At 28.2% G+C, this 11,124-nt stretch carries 11 protein-coding genes, 1 tRNA gene and 1 pseudogene; 11 read left to right on the top strand and 2 right to left on the bottom strand.

Features of this window, described 5'->3' with window-relative positions; translation table 11 throughout:
- Positions 1-58: 58 nt before the first annotated feature.
- Positions 59-466, bottom strand: a complete 408-nt coding sequence (gene mscL / locus HMPREF2852_RS04330) for a large conductance mechanosensitive channel protein MscL (RefSeq protein ID WP_070606118.1) — start codon at positions 464-466, stop codon at positions 59-61.
- Between the two features lie 107 nt (positions 467-573).
- On the opposite strand from mscL, the gene HMPREF2852_RS04325 reads away from it, so the two are divergent.
- From HMPREF2852_RS04325 to HMPREF2852_RS04305, 5 genes and pseudogenes are all read left to right on the top strand, one after another.
- Positions 574-1,152, top strand: coding sequence for an NUDIX hydrolase (locus HMPREF2852_RS04325; protein ID WP_070606116.1), 579 nt, complete (start codon positions 574-576; stop codon positions 1,150-1,152).
- Between the two features lie 78 nt (positions 1,153-1,230).
- A complete protein-coding gene (locus HMPREF2852_RS04320) occupies positions 1,231-2,064 on the top strand; it encodes an aminoglycoside 6-adenylyltransferase (RefSeq protein WP_070606114.1) in 834 nt (277 codons plus the stop codon).
- Between the two features lie 8 nt (positions 2,065-2,072).
- Positions 2,073-3,295: pseudogene (locus HMPREF2852_RS04315) on the top strand (D-alanyl-D-alanine carboxypeptidase family protein).
- A gap of 46 nt (positions 3,296-3,341) precedes the next feature.
- Positions 3,342-3,418, top strand: a tRNA-Arg gene (locus tag HMPREF2852_RS04310).
- A gap of 94 nt (positions 3,419-3,512) precedes the next feature.
- Entirely contained in the window at positions 3,513-3,986 is a 474-nt protein-coding gene (locus HMPREF2852_RS04305) for a nucleoside deaminase (RefSeq protein WP_070606112.1), read from the top strand.
- 26 nt (positions 3,987-4,012) lie between these two features.
- On the opposite strand, the gene HMPREF2852_RS04300 is transcribed toward HMPREF2852_RS04305, so the two are convergent.
- Positions 4,013-4,411 carry a VOC family protein gene (locus HMPREF2852_RS04300; protein ID WP_019117412.1) on the bottom strand — a complete coding sequence of 133 codons (399 nt, stop codon included), beginning with the start codon at positions 4,409-4,411 and terminating at the stop codon, positions 4,013-4,015.
- An 88-nt stretch (positions 4,412-4,499) separates the two neighbouring features.
- Between HMPREF2852_RS04300 and HMPREF2852_RS04295 the strand changes: the two genes are divergently transcribed.
- The 6 genes from HMPREF2852_RS04295 to HMPREF2852_RS04270 all read left to right on the top strand — a co-directional run bounded on the left by HMPREF2852_RS04295 (position 4,500) and on the right by HMPREF2852_RS04270 (position 11,067).
- Positions 4,500-5,444 carry an NAD(P)-dependent oxidoreductase gene (locus tag HMPREF2852_RS04295; protein ID WP_070606110.1) on the top strand — a complete coding sequence of 315 codons (945 nt, stop codon included), beginning with the start codon at positions 4,500-4,502 and terminating at the stop codon, positions 5,442-5,444.
- A gap of 2 nt (positions 5,445-5,446) precedes the next feature.
- Positions 5,447-6,061 carry a uridine kinase gene (udk, locus tag HMPREF2852_RS04290; RefSeq protein ID WP_019117414.1) on the top strand — a complete coding sequence of 205 codons (615 nt, stop codon included), beginning with the start codon at positions 5,447-5,449 and terminating at the stop codon, positions 6,059-6,061.
- A 1-nt stretch (position 6,062) separates the two neighbouring features.
- Positions 6,063-7,868: a 1,4-alpha-glucan branching protein GlgB gene (gene glgB / locus HMPREF2852_RS04285; protein WP_070606108.1), complete on the top strand. Its 1,806-nt coding sequence runs from the start codon at positions 6,063-6,065 to the stop codon at positions 7,866-7,868.
- Positions 7,861-8,331, top strand: a complete 471-nt coding sequence (locus HMPREF2852_RS04280; protein WP_004839137.1) for a hypothetical protein — start codon at positions 7,861-7,863, stop codon at positions 8,329-8,331. The genes glgB and HMPREF2852_RS04280 overlap by 8 nt, the downstream gene beginning before the upstream one ends.
- A 24-nt stretch (positions 8,332-8,355) precedes the next feature.
- Complete coding sequence (locus tag HMPREF2852_RS04275) at positions 8,356-9,489, top strand: FAD:protein FMN transferase (RefSeq protein WP_070606126.1); 1,134 nt, start codon at positions 8,356-8,358, stop codon at positions 9,487-9,489.
- A 99-nt stretch (positions 9,490-9,588) separates the two neighbouring features.
- Positions 9,589-11,067 carry a DUF1846 domain-containing protein gene (locus HMPREF2852_RS04270; protein ID WP_070606107.1) on the top strand — a complete coding sequence of 493 codons (1,479 nt, stop codon included), beginning with the start codon at positions 9,589-9,591 and terminating at the stop codon, positions 11,065-11,067.
- Positions 11,068-11,124: the final 57 nt, after the last annotated feature.

Raw genomic sequence — 11,124 nt, 5'->3', positions numbered from 1 at the left:
CATCTACTTTGTCTACAGTCTGAGCAGGCTTTGAGCCTGCTTTATTTTTTTTGAAAAATTATTTAATTTCTTCAGAAAATCCTTCAAGCTTTGATGTACAATGAGGGCATCTTGTTGCTTCTAGATCAATTTCACTTTTACAATGAGGGCAAATTTTTGTTGTAGCTTCTACAACTTCTTCTTTTTTTGCTTTGTTCAATGCTTTTACAATTAAAAATAGGAATAATGAAATAATTAAAAATGTAATAATTGCATTTATAACGCTACCTATTTGTAATTTTGCTCCAAAAAAATTAACTGCCAAATCTTCGTAATCAACTCCTGCTGTAAGTCCTGAAATAATTGGCATCAAAATTCCATCTACAACTGCAGTTACAATTGCAGTGAAAGCAGAGCCCATGATAAGACCTATTGCCAAGTCAACTACATTTCCCTTTGAAATAAATTCTTTAAATTCTTTCCACATAATATCTCCTTATTTCTTATTTGTCATCATTATACTCATATTTTTATAAATGTGTAGGATAGAAAATATTTTAAAAATAGTATAGTGATTATAAGGAGAAAAAAATTATGAAAAATTTACAAGTTGATGATGAATTTTATAAAAAATTATCTAAATATGCTGTTTTTATTCCTATAATTAATATTGATGGGAAAGACCATATTTTATTTGAAGTTAGGAGTAATCTCATTTCCCAAGCTGGCGAAGTTTCTTTTCCTGGTGGTGGAGTAAATGAGGGCGAAAAATTTGAGATGGCTGCCATTAGGGAATGCAGGGAAGAATTAAATTTAGATGAAAAAGATGTTTCCTTGATTGATTATTCTTCTATGATTTTATCTTCTTCAAATAGGCTAATCAAAGCTTATTATGGAAGAATTAATAAAAATTTTGAAAATATTTCTTATAATATGGAAGTTGATTCTATTTTTACGGTTTCTATTGATTATTTGAAAAAAAATCCTCCAGAAAAATATACGGCAAAACTCAAAATGGATTTGCCGGATGATTTTCCTTTTGAAAAAATTCCTAATGGAAAAAATTATAATTTTTGGCAAAGATACCATACATTTTATTTTTATAATACAAAACCTGTTATATGGGGAATGACTGCAAATGTTTTGAAAGATTTTTTAAAATTTTATAAATAATTATTTCTTATAAAGATTTATAATTTGTGGTAAAATTAGTTTATAGGAGAATTGTTTGTAAGAAAGAAAGATGTGGTTATGAAAAGTTATATTATAGAAAAATTAAAAGATTATTCCAAATCTAATGAAAAAGTCAAGGCGATTTTTTTTGTAAAGGAAGATAATAATAATGAATATTTTGCAAATATTTATCTTGTTTTGAGTGATATTATTATTTCAAAAATCAAAGAAGATTTGGAAAATATTTTTGATGATTATGCAATGATTAATAAAAGAAAAGATTCTTTTGAGCTTGATAAAAAAAATCAACAATTTACAAAGTTCGAACTTTATACTAATGATTCTACAAAAATTTCCATAAATTTAATTGTGGAAGATAAGGCAAATGATTTTATAAAATTATGTCCGGGAAGTATTGAATTTATTTGTGATAAAATGAATTTAGAAGAAGAAATTGGTGAGAAAAATATTGTTTATAGTCTTGCTCGTGAATTTGAATTTGATGAGTGTTGTAAGAACTTTTTTTCAAGCTGTTTGGATGTTTCTTTTAATCTTATGTCAAGAGATCTTATTAGTGCAGGTTATAGAATGCAAAGTGTAAGGGATTATCTATATAAATTATTAAATTGGTATATAATTGACAAATTTAATAAGGGCAAAGATGCTGGGGAGTATGGACAAAATTTAATTCATACTTTGGAAGCGGATATTAAGGAAGAATTGTTATTGACCTTTAAAACAAATGATATTACTGAAATTTATGGGGCGATTTTTGCAGCTTGTCAATTGTTTAGAAAAATTGGTATGCAACTTTCTGAAAAATTTGATTTTTCTTATCCAAAAAAAGATGATGTTTATACACTAAAGCTTTTGAGAAAGAATTACAAAAAAATGGAATCGCTACAAGTATAGGGGGATGAATGAATAGGAAAAAAATTTTAGCATTTTTATTGGCGTTTTTGTTTATATTTTCTCCAATCAAAACTTTTGCTGATGATACGGTAGCAAAAGAAGGAGATAATATTGTTGGTGCTGATAAATTTGTAAAAGCGTACTTGATTGGAAATCAAGAAAGTGGAGATATTTTTTATCAAAAAAATGCAGATCAAACTTATCCAATAGCATCAATGAGTAAGCTTATGACATTTTTACTTGCAAGAGATGCAATTGAAAGTGGAAAAATTTCTTTTGATACAAAGGTTAAGGGGACTAAGGAAGCCGAAGACTTAACAGGCCCAGAATATTCTGCAATGGGAATTAAAGAAGGCGAACAATACACAATAAAAGAATTGCTCACAGGTCTTATGGTAGTTAGTGGCAATGATTGTGCAAATCTTTTGGCAAGTACAATTTCAGGAAGTGAAGCTAATTTTGCCAATGAAATGAATAAAAAAGCCCAAGAATTAAATTTGAAAAGTCAAAAATATTACAATGCATCAGGAATAAATACAGAAGATGATAAACAAAATTCATCATCTGCAAAAGATTTATTTGAACTTACAAGAATAATTGTTGATAAGTATCCAGATATTTTAGAATATTCAAAAATAAATGAGATTAATGATAACAAAAAAGATATTCACAAAAAATCAACTATTCCACTTAGGGACGAAATAAAAGGTGTTGATGGATTAAAAACAGGAACAACAGAAGAAGCTGGTCATTGTTTGACAACAACCATCGATATGAACAAATTTGATCCGAAAAATGAATTTAGGGCAATAGGAATTGTGATGGGAGCTGAAGAAAATGAATTTAGAAATTCAGCTATGACCGATTTGATCTATTACGTTTCAAGATATTTTAATTATAAAAAACTTACAGATAAGGATTTGCCTAGCGATTCAATAAAAGTTAATTCCGTAAAAGAAGGATATGTAGAATTATATCCAGAAAAAACAGTTGGCTTTATAATTAAAGATAAAGCAATGCCAAGTGTGAAAATTAAAATTAATAAAGACATAAAAGCACCAATCAAAAAAATGAAAAACTCGGCAAGGCTTACATAAAATATAAGGACAAATCATACGAAGTCAATTTGATAAGCAAAAAAGATCAACAAAAGGCATCTAACTTTACTAGAGTAAAAAGAACAGTATCAGATGCTTGTAATTTTTTGGTAGAATGTATTATAGCTAGATAGAAAAAGTTTTACTTTTTCTATCTTTTCTGCTATACTATTGAGGTAGGTCCTGGTAGCTCAGCTGGATAGAGCACCGCCCTCCTAAGGCGGGTGTCGGAGGTTCGAATCCTCTTCAGGACGCCAAATATTTTTAGCTATTGCAAATTTTTAAAAAATGAGCGATAGCTTTTTTTGTTGAAAAAATAATTTAAAATATTTTAAAATTGTGGAGAAATAAATGGATGATATTTTTTATATGAAAGAAGCCATAAACGAGGCAAAGCTTGCAAGACTAGAAGATGAAGTTCCAATTGGTTGTGTGATTGTAAAAGATGAAAAAATAATTGCAAGAAGTCACAACTATACCTACAAGGGAAAATCTGCATTGAAACACGCAGAAATTCTTGCGATTGATAAGGCGAGTAAGTATGTTGGAGATTTTAGATTAGAAGATTGCACAATGTATGTAACAATGGAGCCTTGTTCCATGTGTGCTGGAGCAATAATAAATTCAAGAATAAAAAGATTAGTTATAGGTCTTGCCGATGTAAAAAGAGGAGCTTGCGGTTCAAATACAAATATTACAGGAGACAGAAGCCAACTGCATTATTTAGATGCAGAATTTGGTTTGATGAAAGAAGAAAGCCTAGAGCTTTTGCAAAGTTTTTTTAAAAAATTGAGAAATAAAAAGAAAAAAGATTCTTGCCAATAAGGTTAAGAATCTTTTTTAAAAATAAATTAAATTGTAGCAATAATTTGCCAAAATACCTTGTATTTATCGATCAAGGTTGTAAATAATTTCTTATTAATTGTTTGGGGTTGCATTAATACCTTTGATTCCTTTTCAAGTTTTGAATAAGCCTTATATAAATTTTCGCTGTTTGTTTCAATAACAACCCTTCCATTATTTCCACTTGTCCAATGCTTATCATCAGTTGTGTCAAATAAATATACATTATTTCCATAAATTTCTAATTTTGAATTATAAATTCGATCTCGGATTTCTTCGGGAAAGTTATACTGTTCAAAGTCAGAATATCTGATTATTTTTTCAGGCGGATCAAGGTCAAACATATCGCAATAATATTCGATAGCCTCCAAGCATTTTCCATTTTTAAATGATATACCAACTGCCATATTAAATTCCTTTCTTTAATTAAATTTAACATAATAGTATAATAATATCAAGATAAAAAATTATTAATAAAATATAAAGGGGGCGTAAATGAAGATTTCTTTAATAGATCCTTTGCTCGTTGATGATAAAATAATTGAAAGTCATAAGGAAAAAATAGAAAAACTTGGTCATGAATTTCAATATTTCAAAAAAAGCGCATCTGATGATGAAAAAATAATTGAAAGATTAAAAGATAGCGATGTGGCTATAATTACAAATAATAAATTTTCAAAAAATGTAATTGAAAATACAAATTTAAAATTAATTGATGTAGCATTTACTGGCTTTAATCATGTTGATATTGAAGCTTGCAATGAAAAAAATATTATTGTAGAAAATGCCAGCGGATATTCTGATGATTCTGTTGCTGAGCTAGTGCTTGGTCTTACAATTTCTCTTATGAGAAAATTTAATGAAAACAGAAAAAATATGTATGAAGATGAATCTTTTAAGGTCGTTGGCCAAATTATAAAAGGAAAAACTGTTGGAGTTGTTGGCACAGGAAAAATTGGAATAAGAGTTATTGAATTATTTAAGGCTTTTGGTGCAAATATTTTGGCATATAGTCGAAGTGAAAAAGATGAAGTGAAAAATCTTGGTGCAAAGTATGTTAGCCTTGATGAGCTTTTGAAAAATTCTGATATTGTTACAATTCATCTTCCTCAAAACAAAGAAACTTGTGGTTTTATTGGACAAAATGAGCTTGATCTTATGAAAGATAAGGCGATTTTGATAAATTGTGCAAGGGGACCGATTGTTGACAATGATTATTTGGCAAAATTATTAAATGAAGACAAGTTAAGAGCTGGCATTGATGTTTTTGATATGGAACCTCCGATTGATAAAAATTATCCGCTTAGAAATGCAAAAAACACAGTGCTTACAAATCATGTAGGATTTTTAACTCAAGAAGCTATGGATATTAGATGTGAAATTGTTTTTGATAATTTATATAAGTTTCTTGATGGCAAAATTGTAAATAAAGTAAATTAATTATGGATACAAAAATTATAGCGATAGCAGGCGGATCTGCTAGTGGAAAATCTTCTATTGTTGAATATATAAAAAATTATTTTTCTAAAGATTTATATGTAATTGGACATGACAATTATTATAAATCACATGATGATCTTAGTTTTGAAGATAGGGAAAAATTAAATTATGATAAACCGGAATCTTTTGATAATGAAATGTTTTTGAGGGATCTTTTGGCTTTAAAGGCTGGAAAAGAAATTGATATGCCAACCTACGATTACAATATCCATACCAGAAGTAAAGAAACTATCCATGTAGTTCCCAAAAAAATAATTCTTATTGAAGGGATTTTGGTTTTGTATGATGAGAGAATAAGAAATATTTTGGACACTTGCGTTTTTATTGATGCGGATAGCGACGTAAGACTTCAAAGAAGAATTTTAAGAGATACTAAAGAAAGATCTAGGAGTTTGGAATCTGTTTTGACTCAATATATAAAACAAGTAAAGCCAATGCACGAAAAATATGTTGAGCCAACAAAAAAATATGCAGATATAATAATTCCAAGAGGAGCAAAAAATACTAGAGGAATAGATATTTTAATTAAACATATCGAAGATTTGATTGAGGAATAAAATGGAAGTGAAGTTACTTGATGTAGATTATAAAAAAATAGAATCATACTTAAATGGCGATTCCAAGTTAGGTCATAAAATTTTTGGATCAATAAAAAAAGATGATGGATATGTTTTTAGATTGTATGCTCCAAAAGCTGATAGGGTTTTAATCAAAGGGGATTTTTCAAATTGGCAAGAAATTCCTATGTTTAAAAATGAAAAGTATGGATATTTTTATAAATTTATTAAGGCAAAAGAGGGCGATTACTATAAATATGTTATAGAAAGTCAAGGAAATAGATTTGAAAAATTTGACCCTTATGGAAAATATTTTGATATGTCTCCAGAATTTGCTACAAAAATTATTGATACATCTTATGATTTTTCTGATGAAAAATGGATGGAAAAAAGAGAAAAAAATTTTGATAAACCAGTAAATATTTATGAAATTCATCCTGGAAGCTGGTTGAGATATAATTCTATGCCAAATATTTTGGATATAGTTGATAAATTAATTTCTTACGTAAAAGATATGGGCTATACTCACATAGAACTTATGCCAATTACAGAACACCCTTATTATCCTTCTTGGGGCTATCAAGTTTCAGGATTTTTTGCTATGTCATCAAGATATGGTTCTATAAAAGATTTGCAAAAATTTGTAGAGATTTGCCACCAAAATGATATTGGAGTAATTTTTGATTTTGTAATTGTTCATTTTGCAGAAGATTATTATGCCCTAAAATATTTTGACGGAACTAGTCTTTACGAATCTGATTATAAAGATTTGCAATATTCTGAATGGGGAAGTTTGAATTTTGATTATTCCAAAGGTCATGTAAGAAGTTTTATGAAATCTGCCATTAATTTTTGGATAGAAAATTGTCATTTCGATGGAATAAGAATTGATGCAGTTTCTAATATGATTTATTATGATGGAAATAAAAATAGGGGAGTAAATCCTAATAATATTAAATTTTTAAAAGAATTAAACAGAGCTCTTTCAAAAGATTACCCAAATTTTATGAAAATTGCAGAAGATTCATCATCTTATGAATTTGTAACAGAAAAGAATTCACAAGATAGTCTTGGTTTTGATTACAAATGGGATTTGGGATGGATGAATGATACTTGCAAATATTTTGAAGTTGATTCAATAAACAGACATATGTATCAAGGAAAAATTAATTTTTCTATGTTTTATTTTTACAGAGAAAATTTTCTTTTGCCTTTAAGCCATGACGAGGTAGTTCATCTAAAAAAACCTATGATAAATAAAATGAACGGTTTTTATGAAGATAGGTTTAAACAATTAAAATTATTAAATACTTATCAAATGACTCATCCTGGCAAAAAATTAAATTTTATGGGCAATGAATTTGCAACTTTTGATGAATGGAATGAAAATGAATCTTTAAATTGGGATATTTTAAAATTCCCAATACATTCAGATTTTAAAAATTTTGTAAAAGATTTAAATTATCTTTACAAGGACAATCCAAGTTTTTACAAAAATGATTTTGATGAAAAAGGATTTTTGTGGAAAGTTGTTGATGACAATATAAATTCTGTTTTTGCCTACGAAAGACTTGCAGATGATAAAAGATTTTTGGTAGTATTAAATATGACTAATACTTACAAAAAATCTTATCCGATTTTTTATGATGAAAATTTAATTTTTGTTGAGAAAATTAATAGTCTTTCTGAAAAATATGGTGGAGATAAATATAAAAGAGAAAATATAAAAATTAATAAGGGGGAAAATCTTGAGCTAGAGCTTTGGGAATATGAGGCTGTAGTTTTTGAAATAAAAGAAAATGAGTAGAAACAAAGAGGCTATCAATCTTTCTTGGTTGGTAGAAAAATGGACAATTTGGGATAATTCATATTTAAAAAATATTTGGTTAAATCTTGATACTTTGGATTTGATAAGAATAAATGATGATATGGATAACAATGACGATATAGAAGAATCTTATATTGATATTGAAAATAATATGGACGAATTTGTTTGTATGCCAGGTCGCGAAGCTGTAAATAAAAAACTTGCAAGAGAAGTTTTTATGGATTATTTGGGAAGCGTCGATAGGGATAGGCTTTTTGAAAATTATAATGAATACTCAGCTGACGAGGAATTTTTGGATTTGATTTATGAGCTAGGACTTGAAAATAAACTCCAAGAATTTAGAGAAAAAATTGCTGGAGCTATTTTATTAAATTGGGCAAATGAAGAAGATATTAAAGTAAATAAAGATATGGTAGTAATAGATTTATATAATAGGGATTAGATTTTGAAAAATAAAAAAATAAAAATGACTTGTGCGGTGCTAGGCTTATGTTTAGCACTTTCATCATGTAATAAAAAAATTGAAAAAGTTAAACCGGAAGCAAAAAGCAATATTAAAAGTGAATTGAGTGATGATAAGAAAATTTCTTCAAACAATTCAAATAATGTTGACGAAAATCAATTGAAAAAATTTGAGGCAACAATTTATGAATACTTTGACACAATAACAACTTTTACTGCTTATTGCAAAAATGAAGAAGAATTTAACAAATACAAAGATTTAGTTGAACAAAGAATGGCAGAATATCATAAATTATTTAATAATTATGATAAATTTGATAAGGTAAATAATTTTTCCACTATAAACGAAAATGCTGGAAAAGAAAAAGTCAAAGTTGACAAAAAAATAATTGATATTTTAAAAGAAGGAAAAAAATGGTACAAGGAAACTGATGGCGATATAAACATTGCATACGGCAGAGTTTTAAAAATATGGCTTGATTTAAGAGAAAAAAGTGAAAAAGATCCAGAAAATATAAAACTTCCATCAGACAAAGAGCTTAAAGAAGCAGGAAAATATAGAAATATAGATTCCATAGAAATAGATGAAAAAAATCAAACAGCATACATTAATGATAAAAATGTTCAAATTGATATTGGCGGAATTGGAAAAGGATACGCAACTGAATTAATAAAAAAAGAATTGATGGAAAAAGGACTTCAAACTGGAATTTTATCAGTTGGTGGCGATGTTGCAATAATTGGAAAAAATCCTACAAGACCATCGGGGAAATTTAAAATTGCAATAAAAGATCCATCACTATCAGAAGATCATCCTTATGCTTCAGTAGTTTCTGTAAATAACACATCAGTTGTAACAAGTGGAGATTATGAAAGATATTTTGAAATAGACGGAAAAAAATATCATCACATTATAGATCCAGATACAAATTATCCATCAACAAAATTTAAATCTGTTTCAGTAATAACAGATAATATTGCCTATGCAGATGCCCTTTCAACAGCTCTTTTTATAAAAGATTTGGAAGAAGGAAAAGAATTAGTCAAAAAATTTAATGCAGAAGCTTATTGGATTGACAAAGATGGCAATACATTTAAAACTGACAATTGGGACAAATACGAAGTAAAAGAAAAATAAAATAAAAAATGTGATGCGATATTTCGCATCTTTTTTTATAAAAATATTCAAAAATTTTTTCATCTAGTATATAATATAATCTGTATTTAGGAGGTAGGAATGATAAAAAAAGCTTTTAATAATGATAAATATATAAAAATCCAGTCGGAAAAAATAGAGGAAAGAATAAAAGAATTTGATAAGTTGTATCTTGAATTTGGCGGAAAATTATTTGATGATTCTCACGCATCAAGAGTTTTGCCAGGATTTTTGCCTGATTCTAAATTACAAATGTTAAAAAAATTAAAAGATATTACAGAAATTGTAATCGTAATAAACGCAAATGATATTGAATCAAATAAAATCAGATCAGATCTTGATATAGGTTATGACACAGAAGTTTTAAGGCTAAAAACTTCTTTTGAGGATTTGGGATTTTTTGTAAATTCAATAGTGATAACTCAATTCGATAACCAACCATCAGCTATAAAATATGGAAAATATCTTGATAGTTTAAATATAAAAAATTATAAGACTTATGACATTGAAGGTTATCCAAATAATATTCCTCATATTATAAGCAAAGATGGTTTTGGAAAAAATGATTATATACAAACAAGTAGGGACTTGGTAGTTATAACAGGGCCGGGACCTGGAAGTGGAAAACTTGCAACCTGTCTTTCACAAATGTATTTGGAAAATGAGAGAGGAATAAACGCAGGCTATGCAAAATTTGAAACTTTTCCAGTGTGGAACCTTCCTTTAAAACACCCAGTAAATATTGCCTACGAAGCAGCTACAGCCGATTTAAATGATGTAAATATGATTGATCCATATCATCTTGAAGCTTATGGAAAAACAACAGTAAATTATAATAGAGACGTTGAAGCTTTTCCTATATTAAAACAAATGTTTGAAAAAATTTCTGGAGTTTGCCCTTACAAATCTCCAACCGATATGGGAGTTAATATGGTTGGTTTTTGTATCGACGATGAGAAAGAAACAATAAAGGCTTGTGAAAATGAAATAATAAGAAGATATTACAATGCCCTAGTAGATTTTAAACTTGCAAAATCCGACTTTAAACCTGTAGAAAAAATAGAAATTTTGATGAGCGGACTAAATTTAGAATCATCAGATAGAATAGTTGCTATAAAAGCTAGAGAAAAACAAAAAGAAAAAAATTCAGAAATTTTTGCAATTGAGCTTGGTGGCGGGAAAATTGTTACAGGCAAAAAATCAAAATTAATGTCATCTCCAGCAGCTTGTATTTTAAATGCCTTAAAAGAAATTTCTGGAATAAATGACGAAATTCCATTAATATCTCCACACATACTAGAGCCAGTTTTGAAATTAAAAGAAGATATTTTAAAACAAAAAGAGGAGTCCTTATCAGTTGACGATGTATTGATTGCTCTTTCAATATCAGCAACAACAAATCCAGTAAGTCATTTGGCACTAGAAAATTTAAATAAGCTAAAAGGACTTGATGCTCACTCAACAATAATTTTAAACGACAGCGACAAAAAAACTCTTTTAAAAATGCACTTTAATTTCACCCAAGATCCAGTTTTATCACAAGGATATTTAAATATTTAAAAAATTCCCCATAGGGGATTGATAGCATAGACAAACCCTCAAGCACGAATATCGGAC

The organism is Anaerococcus sp. HMSC065G05 (genome assembly GCF_001812365.1).
Lineage (GTDB): Bacteria > Bacillota > Clostridia > Tissierellales > Peptoniphilaceae > Anaerococcus > Anaerococcus vaginalis.
The sequence above is the reverse complement of the archived record's forward strand: the minus strand, read 5'-3'. Positions and strand labels throughout refer to the sequence as shown.